The sequence below is a fragment of the Actinomadura sp. NPDC048032 genome, assembly GCF_040653175.1.
Taxonomy (GTDB): domain Bacteria; phylum Actinomycetota; class Actinomycetes; order Streptosporangiales; family Streptosporangiaceae; genus Spirillospora; species Spirillospora verrucosospora.
Map to the genome: position 1 here is coordinate 1 of NZ_JBEZJP010000111.1, position 21,090 is coordinate 21,090.

The window sequence follows — 21,090 nt, forward strand, 5'->3', positions numbered from 1 at the left end:
GGCGACGCGAGCGTCGCCGGGCCGTCCGCGCGAGATCACTTGCGCTTGCTGATCTCCTCGGTGAGCTGCGGCGCGACCTGGAACAGGTCGCCCACCACGCCGTAGTCGACCAGCTCGAAGATCGGCGCCTCGGGGTCCTTGTTGACCGCGACGATGGTCTTCGAGGTCTGCATGCCGGCCCGGTGCTGGATGGCGCCGGAGATGCCGACCGCGATGTACAGCTGCGGCGACACCGTCTTGCCGGTCTGGCCGACCTGGAACGAGTGCGGGTACCAGCCGGCGTCGGTCGCGGCGCGGGAGGCGCCGACGGCCGCGCCGAGCGAGTCGGCCAGCCCCTCGATGATCTTGAAGTTCTCGGCGCCGCCGACGCCGCGGCCGCCGGAGACCACGATCGCGGCCTCGGTCAGGTCCGGGCGCTCGCCCTTCTCCTGGACGACCTTCTCCACGATCTTGGCGCCCTTGTCGGCGTCCGAGAGCGTGACCGACACCTGCTCCTCGGCCGGGGTGGCCGGGGCCGCCTCGGGGGCGACGGAGTTCGGCCGCACCGCGATGATCGGCGTGCCCGTCCGCACCCTGGCGTGCGCGATGATCGCGCCGCCGAAGATGGAGTGCTCGCCGACGAAGCCGTCGGCGACGTCCACGACGTCGGTGAGCACGCCGGAGCCGGTCTTGACGGCGAGGCGGCCCGCGATCTCCTTGCCCTCGCCGGTCGCGGCCACCAGCACCGCGGCCGGGGACTTCTCGCTGACGAGCTGGGCCAGCAGCGCGGCCTTCGGGGCGACGACGTAGGAGGCCAGCTCCTCGTCGGCGGCCACGTAGACCTTGCCGGCGCCGTACTCGGCGAGCCTGTCCTTGGCGTTCTCGTAGCCCGGGCCGACCCATACGGCGGCGGCCTCGCCGAGCCGGTTCGCCAGCGTCAGCAGTTCGAGCGTGACCTTCTTGACCTCACCGTCGACGTGGTCGACGAGGACGAGAATCTCGGCCATGGTTGCAATCCCCTTCCTCGGTCAGACGAACTTCTTCGACGCGAGGAACTCGGCGATCTTCGCACCGCCGTCGCCCTCGTCGGTGACGATCTCGCCCTTCGCGCGCGGCGGCGCCTCGGCGAAGTCGACCACCTCGGTCGCGGCGTTCGCCAGGCCGACCCGCGACGCGTCGATGCCGGCGTCGCCGAGACCGAGCGTCTCGACCGGCTTCTTCTTGGCCGCCATGATCCCCTTGAACGAGGGGTAGCGCGGCTCGTTGATCTTCTCCACCACGGACACGACCGCGGGCAGGCTCGCCTCGACCCGGTCGAAGCCGTAGTCGGTCTGCCGCTGCACCTTGATGGACGTCCCGTCGATCTCGACCTTGTTGGCGAGCGAGAGCTGCGGGACGCCGAGGCGCTCGGCGAGCATCGCGGCGATCATGCCGGTGCGCGCGTCGGTGGACTCCGCGCCGAGGACGACCAGGTCGAACCCGGTGCGTCCGAGCGCCTGCTCCAGCGCGTACGAGGTCTGCAGCGCGTCGGAGCCCGCGAGGCCGTCGTCGAGGAGGTGGACGGCCTTGTCGGCGCCCATCGCCAGCGCCTTGCGGATGGAGTCGGTGGCCTTGTCGGGACCCATGGTGAGGACGGTCACCTCGCCGCCGTGGGCCTCCTTGATGCGCAGCGCCTCTTCGATGGCGTACTCGCAGAGTTCGTTGATGACTCCGTCCGCCGCGGCGCGGTCGAGCGTGCTGTCATCGGACTTCAGCTTGCGCGGGCTCTCCGTATCGGGAACCTGCTTCACCAGGACGACGATGTTCATGGCCGGTGGCCGACCTCCCTGCACTCAGTTGGCCGCTGAGGTAAGCGGCAGAGGGGCGCCGCCCATGGCGGGTCGACGCGGACATGCGCTTTCGCAGTCACAGCCTGCCAAACACCCGAACGTGCTTCGGAGCCGGGTCCCCGGTTCGGCCGTGCACGACAATGTTACTCGTCGGTAGCCTACTGGCAAATCCCAGTTCGTGAGACCTTACCCACGTGTACGGCGGGTTTGCGGTGCATGCGGCGTCCCGAACCGGACGTGACGGACATCATGCCTCACACCCCGTTGACGGCGTGCTGGAGGCGGTCCATCGAGCTCTCCAGCGTCCGCTGCAGGCCGTAGGTCGGGGAGAAGCTCGGCGTCAGCGTCATCGCGCCGACGCCGACGAGCAGGCACAGCACGCCGAGGCCCACGACCGCGGCGGCGACCGCGCGCGGCCGGCGCGCCACCGGCAGGAACATCCGCTCCAGCTGGCGCCGCGGAGCGCTGACGCCCGGCGCCGTCCACAGCACGGCGGCCCCCGCTCCCGCGCCGAACGCGCAGGACGTCAGCGAGTCGAGCTTCCCGCCGACCGCCGACACCGCGGCGAGCCCGAGCGGGACGGCGACCGTGAACACCGCCGCGTAGGGGACGGTCAGCAGCGTCCGCCCGACCGCCCACGCCCAGCCGCGCGCCGTCGTGCCCGCCACCCGCAGCAGCGTCACCGCGGCCAGCGTCAGGACGAGTCCCGCGATCGGCAGCATGATCACGACCCCGACGCCGGCGACCACGACCAGGGCCGCGAGCAGCCGCGCCCAGCCCTGCGTCACCGCCATGTCGTGCGCCGCCGCGTCGTGCGCCGCCGTCTCCCGTGTTCCGGTGGGGGACGCGGTCGGGACGTCCGCCGGAGCCGGGGCCGGGACCTGCGGCGCGAGCGCCTCGGCGGCGGGACGGGCGGCGGCAGGGGACGCGGCGGCCGCCGGAAGCTTCAGGCGGGACGCCGCCTCCGCCAGCTCGGCCGCCGACGGGCGGGCGGCCGGGTCGGGATGCGAGGCGGCCGCCACCAGCGGGCGCAGATCGGCGGGCAGCGCCTCGGCGGGCGCGTCCGGACGGCCGGTGGCGGCGAACGCCACCGTGGCCGCCCACGCGCGGACGTCGTCCGCGGCGCCGGCGCCGGGGGTCAACGCGAAGTCGACGACGACCGGCGCGTCGTCCACCACCAGCACCGTTCCCGGCCCCAGCTCGCCGTGCGCGAGGCCGGCCAGGTGGATGGCGGCGAGAGCCTTGGCGAGCCCGAAGGCCATGCGGCGCAGCGCGTCCCCCGCCATCGGCCCCTGCCCGGCGACCGTCTCGGCGAGCGGACGCCCGGGGACGAACCGGAACACCACGTAGGGGCGCGGACCGGCGGCCTCGCCGTCCAGGACGTCCGCCACGTAGGGGCTGAGCACCTCGCGCATCCGCGGGACGTCGGGCGCGGCGCCCGGCGGCAGGAGCCGGATCGCCACGTCGCGGCCGTCGGGGCCCGCGGCGCGGTGGACGTCGCCGGTTCCGCCGCCCAGCCTGGACAGCAGCCTGTACGGACCGATGTGCGCCTGGTGGCTCGTCTCACCGCTCATAATGGGTCGCCACCCTATCGACCGGAGAGGGGACGCGCCCCCGTCGCCGGAGGCGCCGCGCGTCACGTCCCGGGGATGCTCGCCACGAGGTCGTGGACGTCGGCGCGCAGGCTCTCCAGATCCTGGCTCATCCCGTCCACCGGCGTGGTGTCGGGCGGCTGCCGCTGCGACAGCCCGACCAGCACCGCGGCGAAGATCCCGAGGATGAGGGCCCCGACGAGGGCGGCCTCGGCGCGCGGCAGCACCGCTCCCCAGATGCGGGCCAGCTGGCGGCGGGGCGCGCCGCTGCCCGGCGCGAGGCAGAGCAGCCCGATCACGGCCATCGCCGCGTAGGCGATGGCCCGGGAGGCGGTCATCGCCGGGTCGGCGAAGATCAGCACACCGAGAAAGATCAGCCCCGCGAGGCCGCTGAGCGACGTCCACAGCACGGTCGACATCAGCGCGCCGGGAAGGTGCAGCGGCGTCCGGAACGCGGCCGCGACGGCGTCGCCCGAGCGCGGGCCCCGCCGCGTCTGCCGGCCCTCCATGCCCTTGGCCGCCTTGTCGCCCGCCCGCAGGACGAACACGCCGGCGACGGTGACGCCGAGGGCGAGCAGCGGCGCGATGTGGGCGAACCCCAGCAGCGCCACCAGGACGATGAAGCTGAGCACCCGGTACCAGCCGTAGGGCTTGCGCCGCTCCTTGTCGCGCTCGGACCCGTCGGCGCGGTCGGGACGGGCCTGGTCGGGGCGCTGCCGCGCCTCCGGCTCGTACGGGCCGCGCTGGAGCGCGCCCTGCGGCGGCTGGTTCGGCGGGGGCCCGTACTGCGGCGGCGGATACCCGCCCTGGTAGGGGCCCTGGTCGTAGGGGGCGGGCGGCCCGTAGCCGCGCTGCCCGTACTGCTCCCCCGCCTTGAACGGCGCGGGGCCGGGCGGCGGCACGGGCGGCGGCGCCGCGGGCGGCAGCTGGCCGACGAAGTCCTTCGGCTGCGCCGGGACGGGCGCGGGCGTCGGGACGGGAGCGGGCGCCGGGACCGGCATCCCGGGCGACGCCGACGACGTCCCGGACGAGGGCGGGTCCTGCGGCGCCGGCATGGAGAACTGCCGGGAGTGGTCGGCGGCCGTCTCCTCCGGCCCCGGCTGCCCCGGCCCGCCCGGCGCACCGGCCGCACCCGCCGCGCCGGCGGCGCCGGCCGCCGGGTAGTGCCGGTCGACGCGCGTCTGGTCGGTGATGGTGGCTTCGAGATGGATGCGGCGCGTGAGCTGCACCAGGTTGACGGCCGTCGGGCGCTCGGCCGGGTGCCGCGCCATCGCCGACCGCAGCACGGGCAGCATCGCCTCGGGCACGCCGTCCAGGTCGGGCGTGCTCTGCATGATCTTGTAGAAGATCGATTCGAAGGTGCCGGAGCCGAAGGGCGGGCGGCCGGTCGCGGCGTAGGCGACCGTCCCTCCCCAGGCGTGCACGTCCGACGGCGGGCCCGCGTCCTCACCCTCGATGATCTCCGGGGCGAGGTAGCCGGGGGTGCCGATGACCATGCCGGTCGCGGTCAGCCGGGTCGCGTCGGCGGCCTGCGCGATGCCGAAGTCGATCACGACGGGCTCGCCGTCCACGAGCATCACGTTGCCGGGCTTCATGTCGCGGTGCACGATCCCGGCGCCGTGGATCGCCGACAGCGCCGACGCCAGCCCCACGCCGAGCCGCTGCAGCGCCGGCCCGTAGATCGGGCCGGACTCCTCGACGATCTCCTCCAGCGTCCGGCCGGGCACGTACTGGGTCACGATGTAGGGCTGGTCGGCGGTCACGTCGGCGTCGAGGATCTCCGCGACGTGCGGGCTGTGGACCCTGCGCATCGAGTCGACCTCGCGGGCCAGCCGGCGACGCGCCGTGGCGTCTCCGGCTACCGCGGGCCGCAGCACCTTGATGGCCACGTTGCGCCCCTCGGGGTCGGCGCCGAGGTAGACGACGCCCATCCCCCCTTCCCCCAGGGTTCGCTGGACGCTGTAGTGGCCGATTCGGTCCCCGGACGTGACGGCTCCCCTCATCGTTTCCGAAACCCTACCCTTGCCCATCCTGCCGGGGAGATCCAGCCATCAGGCCGCCACCACCCCGTGGCCCTCGGCCGCCGCGGCCAGCGCACCGGCGAACCAGCGCGCGGAGGGACGCTCCGCGGGGTCGCGGCGGAACGCCGCCCGCAGCAGCCCCGCCAGGGGCTCGGGCGCACCGCCGATGTCGGCCTGGCCGCGCAGGATCCGGAAGCACACCCCCTGCAGCGACCCGCGCCCGAACGGCGGGCGGCCCGTCGCCGCGTAGGCCACGGTCGACGCCCACGAGAACACGTCCGACGCGGCGGTGGCGCGCTCCCCCTCGATCAGCTCGGGCGCCAGGTAGGCGGGCGTCCCCACGACCATGCCGCGCCTGGTGATCTGCTCCGCGCCGGACTCGTGCGCGATCCCGAAGTCGATCAGCGTCGGGCGGTCGCCCAGCACGATGACGTTGCCGGGCGACACGTCGCGGTGCAGCACGCCCGCGTCGTGGACGTCCCCGAGCGCCAGCGCCAGCCGCCGCGCGAACCGGACGAGCCGGTCGCCGCGCAGCGGCCCGTAGGCCGGGACGAGGTCGTTCAGCGGGCACCCCGGCACGTACTGCATGACCACGTGCGGCCTCGGCGCCGAGACCGCCCCGTCCAGCAGGCGGGCGACGTGGGCGCTGCGCACCCGCGCCTGCGCCCGCATCTCCCGCGCCAGCCGGCTGATCGCCTCCGGCTCCCCCGCGAGCTCCGGAACGAGCTCCTTGACCGCGACCTCCCGGCCGGCGGCGTCCATGGCCAGGTGGACCACCGCCGTGCTCCCCCGGCCGATCTCGCCCAGCAACCGGTACCCGCCCAGTCTCCTGTGCGTCCCCATGCACCCTTTGACGCCAGGAAACGCCCTCCGGGTTCCCGGCGTCCGCGCGAGTCCGGTTCAGGTCACCCGGGTTCCCGCGGGTCCGCCTCGCGGGCCGGCTAGCCCTTGCGCGCCGCCTGGCGGGCCCGGCGCTCCTCGCGGCGGGTCTCGAACTTGGTGGCGGCGGCGTCGAGCTGCTCCAGGAACTCGGCGAGCTCCTCGCGGGCCTTCTCGCCGTCGCCCGTCAGGTCGGTGCGGTCGAAGACGCCCCACTTGCGCAGCACCGGGACGAGCACGTCGTCGTGGTGGAGCCGCAGGTCGTAGATGCCGGCGTTGGCGATGACGACCGACTTGCGCAGGAAGCCGTCGATGCTGTGGCCGGGCATCTGGAACGTCGTCACGACGTCGGTGATCGCCCGCATCGTCTCGTTCGGGGAGGCCTCCAGCGCGGCGCCCATCAGGTTCCGGTAGAAGATCATGTGGAGGTTCTCGTCGGCGGCGATGCGCGTCATCATCTGCTCGCAGACGGGGTCGCCGGACGCCTTGCCGGTGTTGCGGTGCGACACGCGGGTCGCGAGCTCCTGGAACGACACGTACGCCGTCCCGTGCAGGAACGAGTCGCCGTGGTCGGCCTCGTAGCCCGCCTCCATGTGGTGCATGCGGGCGCGCTCCAGCGCGATCGGGTCGACCGCGCGGCTCACGGTGAGGTAGTCGCGCAGGGCGATGCCGTGCCGGTTCTCCTCGGCCGTCCAGCGGTTCACCCACGTGCCCCAGGCGCCGTCGCGGCCGAAGACGGTGGCGATGGCGCGGTGGTAACCGGGCAGGTTGTCCTCGGTGAGGAGGTTGACGATCAGGGAGTCGCGCGCCTCGGGAGTCACCTTCGACTGCTCGATGGACCACGGCTCGCCGCCCAGCGGCCCGTCGAAGTCGCGGCCCTCGCTCCACGGGACGTACTGGTGCGGGAACCATTCCTTGGCCATGGACAGGTGCCGGTTCAGCTCCTGCTCGACCACCGGCTCGAGGTCGAGCATGAGGCCGGTCTGGGACTTCTCTTCGGGGGTCACGGACATGCGGTTCCTTCGCTGGACGAGGTCGTCTTTGCGGGCGCCCAGCAGGCCGTTCACAACCTACTCAAGCGTAGGTTCGATGGTCGCGAGTCGGCGCGAGCCCCGTCAAGTCAGCACCGCGACAAGCAAGGCGCGGGAACTTTTGTAGGTCCGCGCGAAATCGGCATGACGCCTCGTCACCGCGTGTCGGCGGCCTGTTGCCACATCCGGTTCACGGCCGCCCTGAGCAGCGGCCGCGGAACGAGGCGGAGCGCCGGGAGCGCCGCCTTGTACGGCATGCCGGGAACGCACAGCGCGCGTCCGGTCGCCACGGCCTCCAGCCCCGCCCGCGCCACGTCGTCGCGCCGCAGCCAGAGCAGGTTGGCCGGGACGTCGTCGTCGGTGCGGGTGAAGCCGGGGCACAGCGCCGTCACGTGGACGCCCTTGCCCGAGACCTCCGAGTGCAGGCTCTCGGAGAACGACGCCACGTACGCCTTCGTCGCCCCGTAGGTCGCGCTGCCGGGCGAGGGCGCGAACCCCGCCATCGACGCGACGTTCAGCACCCCGCCCCGGCCGCGCGCGATCATGCCGGGCAGGGCGGCGTGGGTGAGCCGCACGAGCGCGGCCACGTTCAGCTCGATCTGCGCGAGGTGGTCGTCGAGCGGCAGTTCCGCGAACGCTCCGAAGGCGCCGTACCCGGCGTTGTTGACCAGCAGTTCGACCGGCTCGGCGCGCAGCCGCGCCTCGACCTCGGCGCGCCGCGCGGGATCGGTGAGGTCGGCGGCCACGACCTCCACGGCCACCCGGTACCGTTCGACGAGCTCGCGGGCCAGCCCGTCCAGCCGGTCGCTCCGGCGGGCCACGATCACCAGGTCGGTGCCGCGGCCGGCCAGGAGGCGGGCGAAGCTCTCGCCGATACCGCTGGACGCCCCCGTCACGAGCGCGGTCCGGTACGCATGTCGCATGGCGGCAGATGCTATCGGCGGTTCTTCGCGCACCCCCACAGCACGCCCAAAAAACACCGATAACGTTTCAGCCCGCGAGTTCGGAGGTGCGCTCCGGATCGCCTCCAGCGTACTCGGGGGGCGGCAGCATGGCGGCCGGATCCTCGCCCGCCACCCACAGCCCCACCATGAACGCGGTGGCGGCCTCCAGGAGCCCGGCCCGCTCCAGGCTCCCCCCGTCCATCGGCACGCAGCCGAGGTCGCGCACCAGGCCGCGCACCGCGGCGAGGGCCTCCTCGTCGTCCCCGCACAGCGGGACGCCGAGCGGACGCCCCCCGAACGCCGGGGGCGTCATCCGCCACACGCTCTCGTGGCAGGTGTTGAACGCCTTCACGACCCGCGCGCCGCTGAGGTCGGCGATCCGCCGCGCCGCGGACGGGCCGCCCGCCGTCTTGAGCCGCTCGAACGGCGGCTCCATCGGGTTGGTGCAGTCGATCAGCACGCGCCCCTCCAGCGGCCCCGCCTCGCGCAGGACGTCCGGGACGCCCTCGTGCCAGACGGCGAGGAGCACCGCGTCGCCGTGCTCCGCCGCCTCCCGCAGCGTGCCGCCGGCCGCGCCGTGCCCGATCCGTCCGGCCAGCGCGACCGCCTTCGCGGGGGTCCTTGCCCCGATCCGCACCCGATGTCCCTTGCGCGCCCACTGCGTGGCGAGCGCGTCCGCCATGGCGCCCGCGCCGAGCACTCCGATCCGCATGACGTCCTCCCGTTCGTTTACCGTCGGTCGGGACGTTAGGCGGTCCGTTCCGCACCATCCGGTGCGTATCGGAGGGAGCAGGATGGCGGGTGAACCCATGGACGAGTACGAGTACATCGCCGACTGCCAGACGCGGCTCGGCCTCGACGTGCTCTCGGGCACGTGGACGGGCGTCGTGCTGTGGTCGCTCCAGCACGGCCCGCTGCGTCCGGGCGAACTGCGCGAGCGGATCGGCGGCATCAGCCACAAGGTGCTGACCGAGACGCTGCGCCGCCTCGAACGCGACGGCCTGGTGGTCCGCCGCCGGTACGCCGAGGCGCCCCCGCGCGTCGAGTACGAGCTCACCCCGCCCGGGCGCGGGATGCTCGAACCCCTCGCCGCCCTCGGCCGCTGGACCGAACGCTACGCCGACGAGGTGCTGGGCACGCGGGACCGCGCGCCCGGCGACGGTGAACTCAGCGGCCGGTGAACGTGGCCTTGCCCGGGCCCTCCTCCATGAAGCTCTTCATCCCGGCCGCCTGGTCCTCGGTGGCGAAAAGGGCCGCGAACTGCGTCCGCTCGATCTCCAGCCCGGTGTCGAGGTCGGCCTCCAGCCCCCGGTCGATGGCCTGCTTGGCGGCGCGCAGCGCGATCGCGGGACCGCCGACGAACGTCGCCGCCCACTCCCGGGCGGCGGAGTAGACGGCGTCGTCGGGGACGACCCGGTCCACCAGGCCCATCGCGAGGGCCTCGTCCGCCGCGACGTGCCGTCCCGAGAAGATCAGGTCCTTGGCCTTCGACGGCCCGACCAGCCGGGCCAGCCGCTGTGTGCCGCCCGCGCCGGGGATGATGCCGAGCTGGATCTCCGGCTGGCCCACCTTCGCGCCCTCTCCCGCGACGCGGAAGTCGGCGGTCAGCGCCACCTCCAGCCCGCCGCCGAGCGCGTACCCGGTGATCGCCGCGATGACCGGCTTGGGGATCCCGGCGAGCGCCTTGGCGAAGTCCTGCAGCAGCCGCGAGTGCCCCGCCGACATCTCCGCGTACGACATCGGGGCCATCTCCTTGATGTCCGCGCCCGCCGCGAAGACCCGCTCGCCCCCGTACAGCACCACCGCGCCGACCGCCTCGTCCTGCGTGACCTGCCGGGCCGCGTCGATGAGCTCCCGCTGCATCTGGGCGTTCAGGGCGTTCATCTTCGGACGGTCCAGCCTGATCGTCGCGATCCCGTCCTCGACCTCGACCCGTACGAACTCGCCCACGGCGACCCTCCCAGTGCAACTCGGTGCGGACGCCCCGAGCCTAACCAGCGGCCGGTCACGGAGCGGGCCCCGGTGGTGTCCGAGGCTGCTGGTAGCTTCGGGGACCATGCTCGTCGCCCACGCCACCTGGCATGGCGGTGCGCTCTGCCTGTGGGCCGAACGCACCGGCCCGTACGAGCCCTCCCCGGACGTCCACCCCTTCGCGACCTGCGACTTCACCGGCACGTCCTTCGAGCCGCTGCTGCGCGCCGCGTTCCGCGTCGAGCTGGCGATGTCGCTGCCCACCGCGGGCGACCATCCGCTGCCGTCGGCCGAGCTGGGCCCCGAGCCGGTGCGCGACGAGCCCGAGCTGCGCCCGTGGCGGGTCCCGGCCCTGGTCCTCGCCCCGTTCCCCGCGATGGCGCTGCTCCAGGCGGCCGAGCACAGCGCCGACGTCGTCGCGGGCACCGACCTGCGCTTCCTGTGCCTGCTCGCCGACGAGGCGGTGCACCTCGCCGGGCGCGGCCACGTCCTGCCCGCCCTCCTGCGCGAGGACGGCGACCTCGTCGCCCGCTGGCGCCCGGTGATCGACGACCCGGCGCGGTTCCGCGCGCTGGCCCGCGCCATGCCCGCCGCCTGCCGCGCGGCCGACGGCGGGCGGCCCGCCGCCGAGGTCCTGCGCGAGGCGCTGTCGGCCCTGGTCGACACGGCCGTGCGGGGCACGGTCCCGCATCCGCTGCTGGTGTCGCGGCGCAAGGAGCCCGACCGGCTCCCGCTCGCCGAGCGCTGGGTGATGGCGCTGACCGGCCCGTCCCCCGAGGTCGCCCGCGAACCCCGCGACGACCCCGACGACCTCATCGCCGAGCTGGACGCGTGGGCCGCCGCCGCGCGCCGCCCGTCCGGCCCGCTGCGCGTCTGCTTCCGCCTCGCCGAACCGGGCGCCGAGGAGTTCGAGGAGGACGCCGAGCCCCGCGACGGCGACTCCTGGCGGGTCGAGTTCGCCCTCCAGGGGACCGACGACCCGAGCCTCTACGTCCCCGCCGCGCTGGTCTGGGACGGCGAGGCCACGTCGATCCCGCAGGCCGAGGAGACCCTCCTCGCCGGCCTCGGCCGGGCCCTGCGCCTCTTCCCCGACCTGGCGCCCGCCCTGGACGGCCCCGCGCCGCGCGAGCTCCTCCTCGACACGGCGGGCGCGTTCCGCTTCCTCCGCCAGGCGGCCCCCATGCTCGCCGCCGCGGGCTTCGGCGTCCTGCTCCCCCAGTGGGCGGGCAAGGCGAAGCTCGGCATGAGGCTCACCACCCGCCCCGAGGACCCGGAGGCCTCCGCGGGGTCGGCGGCGCCCTCGGGCTTCGACCTGAAGTCGATGGTCGACTTCCGCTGGGACCTCGCCATCGGCGACGAGAGCATCGACGAGGCCGAGCTGGAGGAGCTGGCCCGGCTGAAGACCCCCCTCGTCCGCCTGCGCGGCCAGTGGGTGGAGCTCGACGAGCACCAGCTGGAGGCGGCCCTCGACTTCCTGCGCCACCCGCGCCGCGGCCGCATGACGGCCGCCGAGGCGATCAGGGCCATCGTGCACGCCGGCGACGACGCCCTCCCCCTGACCGGGGTGGACGCCGCGGGCCCCCTCGGCGACCTCCTCTCCGGGGAGGCCGACCGCCGCCTCGCCCCCATGCGCACCCCGGAGGACCTGGACGCCGAGCTGCGGCCCTACCAGGAGCGCGGGCTCGCCTGGCTGACGTTCATGAACGAACTCGGTCTGGGCGCCCTTCTCGCGGACGACATGGGCCTCGGGAAAACCATATCGGTGCTCTCACTCCTTGTTCACGAACGAAAAGATGGTGCGACGACCCCTCCGACGCTAGCCATTCTCCCGATGTCGCTGGTGGGGAACTGGCAGCGGGAGGCCGCGCGGTTCACGCCGAAGCTGCGGGTGTACGTGCACCACGGGACGGGGCGGCATCGGGGCGAGGAACTCGCCGAGGCGGTGGCGGGGGCGGATCTGGTGCTCACCACCTACGGGACGGCGGCGCGCGACGCGGAGATGCTCGCGCCGATCGCGTGGGAGCGGGTCATCTGCGACGAGGCGCAGGCGCTCAAGAACAGCGGGACGCGGCAGGCCCGGGCGGTGCGGAGCATCCCGGCGCGGAGCCGGATCGCGCTCACCGGCACGCCCGTGGAGAACCACCTGACCGAGCTGTGGTCGATCATGGAGTTCGCGAACCCGGGGCTGCTCGGGCCGCGGAGCGCGTTCCGGCGGCGGTTCGCGATCCCGATCGAGCGGGAGGGCGACGAGCAGGCGGCGCTGGCGCTCCGGCGGGCGACGCAGCCGTTCATCCTGCGCCGCCTCAAGACCGACAAGTCGATCATCTCGGATCTGCCGGAGAAGCAGGAGATCAAGGTCTACTGCAACCTGACGACCGAGCAGGCGTCGCTCTACCAGGCGACCGTGGACGACATGCTCCAGCAGATCGCCGAGGCGGAGGAGGCCAAGCGGCGCGGGCTGGTGCTGGCGACGATGGCCAAGCTCAAGCAGGTCTGCAACCATCCGGCGCAGCTGCTCAAGGACGGCTCGCGCCTGCCCGGACGGTCGGGCAAGCTCGAACGGCTGGAGGAGATCTGCGCCGAGGTCCTGGAGCAGGGCGAGAAGGCGCTCGTCTTCACCCAGTACGCCGAGTTCGGGTCGATGCTCCAGCCCTACCTGGCGGCGCGGCTCGAACGCCCGGTGCTGTGGCTGCACGGCGGGACGTCCAAGCAGGGGCGCGACGACCTCGTCCAGCGGTTCCAGGAGGACGGCGAACCCGCCATCTTCCTGCTGTCCCTCAAGGCCGCCGGGACGGGCCTGACGCTGACGGCCGCCAACCACGTCGTGCACGTCGACCGGTGGTGGAACCCGGCCGTGGAGGACCAGGCCACCGACCGGGCGTTCCGCATCGGGCAGACCCGCGACGTCCAGGTCCGCAAGTTCATCTGCGTGGGGACGATGGAGGAGCGCGTCGACGAGATGATCGAACGCAAGAAGGCCCTGGCCGACTCGATCGTCGGCACGGGAGAGGACTGGCTGACCGAGCTGTCGGTCGCCGAGCTGCGCGACGTCCTGCGGCTGTCGCCGGAGGCGGTGAGCGACTGATGGACGAGGGCGTCAGGGCGCGCACCAGGCGCGGCTCGATCGGGGCGCGGTGGTGGTCGCGGCGCTTCATCGACCTGGTGGAGTCGTTCGCCGACGCCGGGCGCCTGGAGCGGGGCCGCGCCTACGCCCGCAAGGGCACCGTGTTCGACCTGCGGGTGGAGGCGTACGAGGTGACCGCGAAGGTGCGGGGCTCGGCGCCGGAGCCGTACGAGGTGGCGCTCGGCATCGAGGCGATCGACGAGGACGGCTGGCGCGCGGTGGAGGCGGAGCTGGCGTCCCGCGCGCTGTTCCGGGCCCGGCTGCTGGCCGGGGAGATGCCGCCGGAGATCGAGTGGGTGTTCGCCGAGCTGGGGCTCGCGCTGTTCCCGGACTCGGCCTCCGACCTGCACCTGATGTGCGACTGCCCCGACTGGGGCGACCCGTGCGAGCACGCCGCCGCCGTCCTGTACCTGCTCGCCGAGGCGTTCGACGACGACCCGTTCCTCGTCCTCCAGTGGAACGGGCGGCGCCGGGACCAGCTGCTCGGCGCGCTGCGGCGCGCCACCGGGACCGAGCCCGACCCGCTGGAGATGCGGGACGAGCCGCTCACCGCCGAGGGGTTCTGGACGCCGCCGTCCGGGCTGGCCCGGCTGCGCGAGCGCCCGCCGGCGCCGCCCGTCCCGCCGGGGTTCGTGCTCCAGGTCGCCGCTCCCCCGCCGGTCCGCGTCAGGCGCCGCGCGCTGACCGACGTGCTGGCGCCCGTCTACGAGGCGCTCGCCGGGCAGGACGAGGACTGACCCGAGGTCTCCGGCGCCTGCGGGCCACGGATGATCTTACGGAGTGCGAACGCCGGCGCGGCTCGACCGCCTGCCGGAGGGGCCGCTCCCTAGGCTTTCAGCACGTGGGCGCCCCGAGAGGGCCGGGCGCCGCCTTGTGGGGGGAGCGACGAGGGATGAGCGGAATCGTCGTGGAGGCGCGTGAACTGCGCGTCCGCTGCGGCGCCCGGACGGTCGGGGACTTCTCGTTCGGGGTGCCGGAGGGCCAGGTCTACGCGCTGCTCGGCCACGGGGGGTCGGGCAAGACGCTGCTGCTGGAGGCGCTGGCGGGCCTCCGCCGCCCCTGCGGCGGCACGGTGCGGATCCGGGGCGCCGACCCGTACGCGGAGCGGGAGGGGCTGCGGATCGGCGCGGTGTGGCGGGACGGCGGGCTCTTCCCCGGCCTCACCGTCTCCGAGGTCGTCACGGCATGGCGCCGCTGGACGCTGGACCCGCTGGCGGCGGACGAGGCGCTCGCGCTGACCGGCCTGGAGGCGTCCGCCGGGGTGCGGTTCGAGCGGCTGACGGCCGGGGAGCGGCGGCGGCTCGACCTGTCGCTGGCGCTGCTGGGACGCTCGGACGTGCTCTTCCTGGACGAACCTACATCCGGCCTCGACAGTGGAACGGTCCATCTGATCTGGGCGGCGCTGCGCCGGATCGCCGCGTCCGGCACGACGGTCCTCCTCACCACGCGCGACGCGGCCGAGGCCCGCCGCGCCGACGGCGTCGGCGTCGTCGACCGGGCGCGGCCCGTGGCGCCGGGCGGGGGCGGGACCGGCATGATCTCGATCAGCAGGCGCGCCTCGTCCGGCGGTCCCGGCGCCGCCCGGTTCTGGGCGCAGGCGGCCGCGGCTCGCGCGCCGGGTCCCGCGGCCGCTCAGGTTCCGGAGCCGCTCGGGTCCCGGGGGCGGGAGGCGGGCTAGGGCCTACTAGAGCGGCAGGCGGGCGCGGACGGTGAAGCCGCCGTCCGGGCCGGGCCCGGCGTCGAGGTCGCCGCCGAGCGCCTCGGCGCGCTCCCGCATCCCGCGGATGCCGCTGCCGTCGGACGACGGCGCGCCGGATCCGGGCGTCCCGTCGTCCGCCACGCTGACGACCACGCCGTCGGCGCCGTAGCCGACGCGGACGACGGCCGACGTCGCGCCGGAATGCCGGGTGACGTTGGTGAGCGCCTCCTGGACGATCCGGTACGCGGCGAGGTCGGCCTCGGCGGGCAGCGGGCGCGGCTCGCCCTCCACCTCGGTGCGGATCTCCAGACCGGCCGCCGCGAGGCCCCGGGTCAGCTCGTCCAGCCGGGCGAGGCCGGGGGCGGGCGCGACCGGGGCGGCCTCGTCGACCTGCCGCAGGACGCCGAGCGTGGCGCGCATCTCCCGCAGCACGTCCTTGCTGGCCTGCTTGATCGCGGTGAGGGCGTCCTCGGCGCGCTGCGGCTCGCGGCGCAGGCCGTGCAGCGCGGCGGTGGCCTGCACGTTGATGAGCGAGATGTTGTGGCCGAGGACGTCGTGCAGCTCGCGGGCGATGCGCAGGCGCTCCTCGATGGCCCGGCGGCGGGCCTCGGCCTCGCGTCCGCGCTCGGCGACGCGGGCGCGCTCCTGCGCCTCGCGCAGGTAGGCGCGGCGGTTGCGGACGACGCCGCCGATGGCGACGACCGCGACGAACCAGCCGATGAGCAGGAAGCCGGCCGCGTCCGCGAGGTGGTTGACGTCGTCGCGGCGGTCGCCGGCCACCGTCCCGGCCACCGCGATCCCCACGAGGACGACGGCCGCGGTGATGTGGCCCTCGGCGGCCGCGGTGTAGAGGGCGACGACGAACGTGAGCACGGCCGGCCCGTCGGGTTCGGTGACCGGGTAGTAGACGGCGCAGGCGGCGAGCGTGACGGCGGCGACCGCGACGGGATGGCTCCGGCGGAAGTACAGCGCCCCGCAGGCGACCGCCAGCAGCGCCCAGCTGTAGAGGGGCATCCGCGAGGGCGGGCCCGTGTGGACCGACACGAGGGTCATCGCGGCCAGGACGGCGAAGGCCCCGCCGGCCAGTGCGGCGTCCGCGGTGCGGCCGGTCGGCGGCCAGGGGACCGGCCGCCCGCCCCGGTTCGCAAGTCGCACGTGTCCATCCTGCCAGCTTCGGCTCGCTTGCACATCCGATACGGGATGTAGTACTTCTACTATCAACAGATGCAGACTTACGGTGATCCGTCCAAGGACCCGTACAGGGAGATGAGCATGAGCGAGCCGGTGAACCGCAAGGCCGATCCGGTGTCCGCCGAGAAGGAGACCGTGCACAACCGGATCACGGTGCTGAGGGCGGAGCGCGGCGTCTCGCGCCGCGACCTCGCCGCCGCACTGGGGGTGCACTACCAGACGGTCGGCTACCTGGAGCGGGGCGAGTACAGCCCGAGCCTGCACCTCGCCCTGCGCATCGCCGAGTACTTCGAGGTGCCGGTCGAGGTCGTCTTCTCCCTCAAGCCGTTCCCGAGAATCGGAGGCACGTCATGACGAACCGCACCGCCGGATGGAGGGAGCGGTCCCGCCGCAGGCGCTCGGACCGCCTCGCCGCCCTCGACGAGGAGCTGGAGCGGCGGCTGCCCGCCCGCTACGCGCGCCGCCGCCCCCGCCGGGTGCTGGCGGGGGCGGGCGCGGCCATGCTGGGCCTGTTCTGGGTGGACGCCGCCGTGTCGTGGGCGCTGGCCCCGAGCGACACCGCGATGATCGTCAACTTCGTGATCCTCGGCGTCCTGGTGGTGGGCGGGATACCGCTGGCCGGCCAGCTGATCGCGGTGACCCGGGGCCTGACCTCCCGGCGGGAGCGCGAGCTGGACGAGCGGCAGCTCACGGCGCGGCTCCGCGCCTTCGCGACGTCGCACCAGGCCACCACGTTCGTGCTGGTCGCGGTGCTGGTGGCGACGATGATCGCCGACCGGGACGGCCGCGAGTCGCAGATCCCCGGCGCCGCGCTCTTCCTGATCCTGTTCGCGCTGCTGGCGACGCACACGCTGCTCCCCCTCGTCGTCGCGGCCTGGCAGACGCCCGATCCGCCGCCCGCCGACGACGAGGGGGAGGCCGGCTAGCGCAGGTCGCCGTTGGTCATGCCCTGCGGCGCGGGCGGCAGCGCGACGAGGCCCATCTCGGCCCGGCCGGACAGCAGCGGGTGGCTCGGCACCACCCGCACGCTGTAGCCGAACGCGCCGCTGCGCCTGAGCGGCACCTCGCCGGTGTAGCGGCGCCGCCCGTTCTCGGCCGGGCCGCCGTCCTCCAGCTCCAGGTAGGACGGGTCGACGAGCGCGTCGGCGTCGTCCACCCGGCCGTAGGCGACCTCGACGGCGACGTCCTCAGGGGCGAGCCCGTCGAGGTCGACCACGACCCGGACCGTGAGCCGCGCGCCGACCTGGGGGCTCTCCTCCCCGGTCGACTCGACGTGCTCGACGGCGACCCGCGGCCACGCCGAGCGGACCTGCCGCTTCCAGGCCGCCAGCTCGCGGGCGCCCGCGAACTTGTCGGCGACCATGGAGCGCTCCGACACGGCGGCCGGGGTGTAGAGGTCGTCGACGTAGTCGCGCAGCATCCGGGACGCGAGCACCTTCGGGCCGACGGTGGCGATGGTGTGCTTGACCATCTCCAGCCAGCGGCGCGGCAACCCGGCCGAGTCGCGGTCGTAGAACGTCACGGAGACGTGGTCCTCGATCAGCTCGTAGAGGGCGGCGGCCTCCAGCTCGTCCCGCCGGTCGGGGCCGGCGAGGCCGTCGGCGGAGGGGATCGCCCAGCCGTTCTGGCCGTCGTACCACTCGTCCCACCAGCCGTCGCGGATCGACAGGTTCAGCCCGCCGTTCAGCGCGGCCTTCATCCCGGAGGTGCCGCACGCCTCCAGCGGGCGCAGCGGGTTGTTCATCCACACGTCGCAGCCCTGCACCATGAGCTGCCCGAGGGCCATGTCGTAGTCGGGCAGGAACACGATCCGGTGCCGGACGTCCTCGGACCCGGTGAACCGGACGATCTCCTGGATGAGCCGCTTCCCGCCCTCGTCGGCGGGGTGCGCCTTCCCGGCGATGACGATCTGCACGGGCCGGTCGGGGTCGAGCAGGATCGCGCGGAGCCGGTCCGGGTCGCTCATCATCAGCGTGAGCCGCTTGTAGGACGGGACGCGCCGCGCGAACCCGATCGTCAGGACGTCGGGGTCGAGGGCGTCGTCGATCCACGAGGTCTCGGCCTCGCTGGCGCCGCGCTGGCGCCACGACTCGCGCAGGCGGCGGCGCGCGTCCGTCACGAGGCGGCGGCGCAGCAGGTTGCGCATCCGCCAGACCTCCGGCTCGGGGACGTCGCGCACCGCCTCCCAGCCGCGCCCGGACTCCATCACCGACGGCAGCTCGCGGGCGGTGAACTCCAGCACCTCGCGCGCGACCCAGGTCCCGGCGTGCACGCCGTTGGTGATCGACCCGATGGGGACCTCGGCGGTGTCGAACCCGCCCCACAGTCCGCCGAACATCTCCCGGCTGACCTCGCCGTGCAGCCGGCTGACGCCGTTCACGCGCTGCGCCAGCCGCATGCCCATCACGGCCATGTTGAACACGGTGCGGTCGCCGCCGGGGTAGTCCTCGGCGCCGAGCGCGAGGATCCGGTCGACGGGGACCTGCTCCTCCTCGTTCGCGCCGCCGAAGTAGCGGGCGATCAGTTCGCGGGGGAACCGGTCGATGCCGGCCGGGACGGGCGTGTGGGTGGTGAACACCGTGCCCGCCCGGACCGCCTCCAGAGCCTCGTCGAAGGTCAGGGCCTCCTCCTTGGCCAGCTCGCGGATGCGCTCCAGGCCGAGGAACCCGGCGTGGCCCTCGTTGGTGTGGAACACCTCCGGCGCCGGATGCCCGGTGATGCGGCAGTACGCGCGGATGGCCCGCACGCCGCCGATGCCGAGCAGCATCTCCTGGAGGAGGCGGTGGTCGCCGCCGCCCCCGTACAGCCGGTCGGTGACGTCCCGGGCGGCCTGGTCGTTCTCCTCGACGTCGGAGTCGAGGAGCAGCTGCGGGACGCGGCCGACCCGCGCGATCCACACCTGCGCGTGCAGGCCGCCGCCCTTGGGCAGGCCGATGACGACGCGCACCGGCGTCCCGTCCCGCTCGCGCAGGAGGGTCAGGGGCAGCCCGTTGGGGTCGATCGGGGGATAGCGCTCCAGCTGCCAGCCGTCCGGCGACAGCGACTGGGAGAAGTAGCCGTGCCGGTAGAGGAGCCCGACCCCGAGGATGGGCACGCCGAGGTCGCTGGCGGTCTTCAGGTGGTCGCCGGCGAGGATGCCGAGGCCCCCGGAGTACTGCGGCAGCGCGGCGGTGATCCCGTACTCGGGTGAGAAGTAGGCGATGCTCACCGGCGAGTCCCCTGGGCGCGACTGGTACCAGCGCGGCGCCGTCAGGTACTCGCGCAGGTCCTCGGCGGTGTCCTGGAGGCGTCGCAGGAACCGCCGGTCCTCCGCCAGCCGCGCGAGCCGCTCGGGGGCGACCTCGCCGAGCAGCCTGACCGGATCGTGGTGGACGGCCTTCCAGAGCGCAGGGTCCACATCGCGGAAGAGGTCGAGCGTCTCGTGGTGCCACGACCAGCGCAGGTTGAGGACCAGCTCCTCGAGCTGCCTGAGGGGCTCGGGAAGGACGGTGCGTACCGTGAAACGTCGGATTGCCTTCACGCAACGTCACGCTATGCGCTTCGGGGGCATGGGCGCGACGGCGGGGACCACACCGTCACCTCGCGGACCGATCGGCCCGCCGAGGGCACGAGTCCCCGGAAACCCCGTCCCCACAGGGGCTCCCGCCCGGTCCCGGGCGCTCGTCACCTGGGCGGGCTCCCGCGTCCGGGCCGACCGTTTGCCCAATCTCGACCCTCCCAAGACCGGCGCGGCACGGCCGGGGTCGGCCAGGAGCCGTGTCGCAGGTCGGCCAGGGGACGAGCCGCACGCCACGGCGACCATCGGGCGAACGTGGAAAAACTTCCGCGACTACTCGGCAGTAGGCGGCGCGTTCCGGGCATGGACGTTTTGGATCTCTCGAGAGGGTAGGGGTGGCACATGCACGTCGAGTCCGGAACGTCCAGCATGCCCGGGATTCCGAGGCTGGGACGCATCCCGATCGTCAACGTCGAGCCGGTGGTGGACTGCGGCCGGTGGCCGGCGAAGGCGGTGGTGGGCGAGACCGTCGAGGTGTCGGCGACGGTGTTCCGGGAGGGGCACGAGCGGCTGGGCGCGGCGGTGGTGCTGCGGACGCCGGACGGCGAGGAGCTGCCGCCGCAGCGGATGAGCGAGGTCGGGGTCGGGCTGGACCGGTGGTCGGCGCGGGTGACGCCGACGGAGATGGGGTCGTGGTCGTTCCGGGTGGAGGCCTGGGGCGATCCGATCGCGCACTGGCGCCACGACGCCGAGATCAAGGTTCCGCGCGGCCAGGACGTCGAGCTCATGCTCGCGGAAGGGGCGCGACTGTTCGCCCGCGCGGCGGAGGCCGTCCCGAGCAAGGACCGCCCGACCGTGGAGCGGCTGGCCAAGCGCCTCGGGGACGAGACCGTTCCGGTCGCCGACCGGATGGAGGCCGTGGCCGATCCCGATGTCGAGGACGTCCTGGAACGCCATCCGTTGCGGGATCTGTTGACGGTCAGTGACTGGTATCCGCTGGCAGTGCACCGGCAACGAGCCCTGTACGGGGCCTGGTACGAGTTCTTCCCCCGCTCCGAGGGCGCGACCTTCGACCCCCTGGGGCGGCGCGGCCCGACCTCGGGCACCCTGCGCACCGCGATGAAACGCCTGCCCGCGATCGCCGACATGGGCTTCGACGTGGTCTACCTGCCCCCCATCCACCCCATCGGCACCACCCACCGCAAAGGCCCCAACAACACCCTGGACGCCGGCCCGTATGACCCCGGCTCCCCCTGGGCCATCGGCTCACCCGACGGCGGCCACGACGCCGTCCACCCCGACCTGGGCACCCTGGAGGACTTCGACGCCTTCGT

At 74.0% G+C, this 21,090-nt stretch carries 18 protein-coding genes; 7 read left to right on the forward strand and 11 right to left on the reverse strand.

Annotated elements, in window-relative coordinates:
• Positions 1-35: 35 nt before the first annotated feature.
• The 8 genes from AB0C69_RS17250 to AB0C69_RS17285 form a co-directional block, all read right to left on the reverse strand.
• Complete coding sequence (locus AB0C69_RS17250; protein WP_345174792.1) at positions 36-986, reverse strand: electron transfer flavoprotein subunit alpha/FixB family protein; 951 nt, start codon at positions 984-986, stop codon at positions 36-38.
• Positions 987-1,007: 21 nt separating this feature from the next.
• Positions 1,008-1,787, reverse strand: coding sequence for an electron transfer flavoprotein subunit beta/FixA family protein (locus AB0C69_RS17255; protein ID WP_345174791.1), 780 nt, complete (start codon positions 1,785-1,787; stop codon positions 1,008-1,010).
• 275 nt (positions 1,788-2,062) lie between these two features.
• The gene (locus tag AB0C69_RS17260; protein WP_360354381.1) at positions 2,063-3,382 is read right to left on the reverse strand and encodes a hypothetical protein; all 1,320 of its coding nucleotides are present in this window, start codon (positions 3,380-3,382) and stop codon (positions 2,063-2,065) included.
• 62 nt (positions 3,383-3,444) lie between these two features.
• Positions 3,445-5,430: a serine/threonine-protein kinase gene (locus AB0C69_RS17265; protein ID WP_360354383.1), complete on the reverse strand. Its 1,986-nt coding sequence runs from the start codon at positions 5,428-5,430 to the stop codon at positions 3,445-3,447.
• A 21-nt stretch (positions 5,431-5,451) separates the two neighbouring features.
• Positions 5,452-6,264 carry a serine/threonine-protein kinase gene (locus AB0C69_RS17270; protein ID WP_360354385.1) on the reverse strand — a complete coding sequence of 271 codons (813 nt, stop codon included), beginning with the start codon at positions 6,262-6,264 and terminating at the stop codon, positions 5,452-5,454.
• Between the two features lie 98 nt (positions 6,265-6,362).
• Positions 6,363-7,313: an acyl-ACP desaturase gene (locus AB0C69_RS17275; RefSeq protein ID WP_353835042.1), complete on the reverse strand. Its 951-nt coding sequence runs from the start codon at positions 7,311-7,313 to the stop codon at positions 6,363-6,365.
• A 173-nt stretch (positions 7,314-7,486) separates the two neighbouring features.
• Positions 7,487-8,254: an SDR family oxidoreductase gene (locus AB0C69_RS17280; RefSeq protein ID WP_360354387.1), complete on the reverse strand. Its 768-nt coding sequence runs from the start codon at positions 8,252-8,254 to the stop codon at positions 7,487-7,489.
• A gap of 67 nt (positions 8,255-8,321) precedes the next feature.
• The gene (locus AB0C69_RS17285; protein WP_345174779.1) at positions 8,322-8,987 is read right to left on the reverse strand and encodes an NAD(P)-binding domain-containing protein; all 666 of its coding nucleotides are present in this window, start codon (positions 8,985-8,987) and stop codon (positions 8,322-8,324) included.
• Between the two features lie 82 nt (positions 8,988-9,069).
• Here AB0C69_RS17285 and AB0C69_RS17290 point away from each other — a divergent pair, with 82 nt between their 5' ends.
• A complete protein-coding gene (locus AB0C69_RS17290) occupies positions 9,070-9,456 on the forward strand; it encodes a winged helix-turn-helix transcriptional regulator (protein ID WP_353835043.1) in 387 nt (128 codons plus the stop codon).
• Here AB0C69_RS17290 and AB0C69_RS17295 read toward each other — a convergent pair.
• Positions 9,443-10,225 (reverse strand): enoyl-CoA hydratase-related protein, encoded by a 783-nt coding sequence (locus AB0C69_RS17295; RefSeq protein ID WP_360354390.1) that lies wholly within the window; start codon positions 10,223-10,225, stop codon positions 9,443-9,445. The genes AB0C69_RS17290 and AB0C69_RS17295 overlap by 14 nt on opposite strands.
• A 106-nt stretch (positions 10,226-10,331) precedes the next feature.
• On the opposite strand from AB0C69_RS17295, the gene AB0C69_RS17300 reads away from it, so the two are divergent.
• From AB0C69_RS17300 to AB0C69_RS17310, 3 genes are all read left to right on the forward strand, one after another.
• Positions 10,332-13,331 carry a DEAD/DEAH box helicase gene (locus AB0C69_RS17300; RefSeq protein ID WP_360354392.1) on the forward strand — a complete coding sequence of 1,000 codons (3,000 nt, stop codon included), beginning with the start codon at positions 10,332-10,334 and terminating at the stop codon, positions 13,329-13,331.
• On the forward strand, positions 13,331-14,107 hold the full coding sequence (locus tag AB0C69_RS17305) for an SWIM zinc finger family protein (RefSeq protein ID WP_360354394.1): 777 nt from the start codon (positions 13,331-13,333) through the stop codon (positions 14,105-14,107). The genes AB0C69_RS17300 and AB0C69_RS17305 overlap by 1 nt, the downstream gene beginning before the upstream one ends.
• 155 nt (positions 14,108-14,262) lie before the next feature.
• Entirely contained in the window at positions 14,263-15,048 is a 786-nt protein-coding gene (locus AB0C69_RS17310) for an ABC transporter ATP-binding protein (protein WP_360354396.1), read from the forward strand.
• 6 nt (positions 15,049-15,054) lie between these two features.
• Here the strand turns inward: AB0C69_RS17310 and AB0C69_RS17315 are convergent, their stop codons facing one another.
• The gene (locus tag AB0C69_RS17315; protein WP_345174766.1) at positions 15,055-16,224 is read right to left on the reverse strand and encodes a sensor histidine kinase; all 1,170 of its coding nucleotides are present in this window, start codon (positions 16,222-16,224) and stop codon (positions 15,055-15,057) included.
• Positions 16,225-16,341: 117 nt separating this feature from the next.
• On the opposite strand from AB0C69_RS17315, the gene AB0C69_RS17320 reads away from it, so the two are divergent.
• The gene (locus AB0C69_RS17320) at positions 16,342-16,614 is read left to right on the forward strand and encodes a helix-turn-helix transcriptional regulator (RefSeq protein ID WP_345174764.1); all 273 of its coding nucleotides are present in this window, start codon (positions 16,342-16,344) and stop codon (positions 16,612-16,614) included.
• The gene (locus AB0C69_RS17325; RefSeq protein ID WP_360354399.1) at positions 16,611-17,186 is read left to right on the forward strand and encodes a hypothetical protein; all 576 of its coding nucleotides are present in this window, start codon (positions 16,611-16,613) and stop codon (positions 17,184-17,186) included. The genes AB0C69_RS17320 and AB0C69_RS17325 overlap by 4 nt, the downstream gene beginning before the upstream one ends.
• Here AB0C69_RS17325 and glgP read toward each other — a convergent pair.
• Positions 17,183-19,780 (reverse strand): alpha-glucan family phosphorylase, encoded by a 2,598-nt coding sequence (glgP, locus tag AB0C69_RS17330; protein ID WP_360354401.1) that lies wholly within the window; start codon positions 19,778-19,780, stop codon positions 17,183-17,185. The two genes, AB0C69_RS17325 and glgP, sit on opposite strands and share 4 nt — an antisense overlap.
• Positions 19,781-20,158: 378 nt before the next feature.
• Between glgP and AB0C69_RS17335 the strand changes: the two genes are divergently transcribed.
• A partial coding sequence (locus tag AB0C69_RS17335) for a maltotransferase domain-containing protein (RefSeq protein ID WP_360354403.1) occupies positions 20,159-21,090 on the forward strand: 932 nt, incomplete at its 3' end.

Coding starts and splice junctions, on each gene's coding strand:
- AB0C69_RS17325 (WP_360354399.1), top strand. CDS start 16,611: ATGACGAACCGCACCGCCGGATGGAGGGAGCGGTCCCGCCGCAGGCGC.
- AB0C69_RS17250 (WP_345174792.1), bottom strand. CDS start 986: ATGGCCGAGATTCTCGTCCTCGTCGACCACGTCGACGGTGAGGTCAAG.
- AB0C69_RS17265 (WP_360354383.1), bottom strand. CDS start 5,430: ATGGGCAAGGGTAGGGTTTCGGAAACGATGAGGGGAGCCGTCACGTCC.
- AB0C69_RS17275 (WP_353835042.1), bottom strand. CDS start 7,313: ATGTCCGTGACCCCCGAAGAGAAGTCCCAGACCGGCCTCATGCTCGAC.
- AB0C69_RS17270 (WP_360354385.1), bottom strand. CDS start 6,264: ATGGGGACGCACAGGAGACTGGGCGGGTACCGGTTGCTGGGCGAGATC.
- AB0C69_RS17285 (WP_345174779.1), bottom strand. CDS start 8,987: ATGCGGATCGGAGTGCTCGGCGCGGGCGCCATGGCGGACGCGCTCGCC.
- AB0C69_RS17310 (WP_360354396.1), top strand. CDS start 14,263: ATGAGCGGAATCGTCGTGGAGGCGCGTGAACTGCGCGTCCGCTGCGGC.
- AB0C69_RS17320 (WP_345174764.1), top strand. CDS start 16,342: ATGAGCGAGCCGGTGAACCGCAAGGCCGATCCGGTGTCCGCCGAGAAG.
- AB0C69_RS17305 (WP_360354394.1), top strand. CDS start 13,331: ATGGACGAGGGCGTCAGGGCGCGCACCAGGCGCGGCTCGATCGGGGCG.
- AB0C69_RS17290 (WP_353835043.1), top strand. CDS start 9,070: ATGGCGGGTGAACCCATGGACGAGTACGAGTACATCGCCGACTGCCAG.
- AB0C69_RS17300 (WP_360354392.1), top strand. CDS start 10,332: ATGCTCGTCGCCCACGCCACCTGGCATGGCGGTGCGCTCTGCCTGTGG.
- AB0C69_RS17280 (WP_360354387.1), bottom strand. CDS start 8,254: ATGCGACATGCGTACCGGACCGCGCTCGTGACGGGGGCGTCCAGCGGT.
- AB0C69_RS17255 (WP_345174791.1), bottom strand. CDS start 1,787: ATGAACATCGTCGTCCTGGTGAAGCAGGTTCCCGATACGGAGAGCCCG.
- AB0C69_RS17260 (WP_360354381.1), bottom strand. CDS start 3,382: ATGAGCGGTGAGACGAGCCACCAGGCGCACATCGGTCCGTACAGGCTG.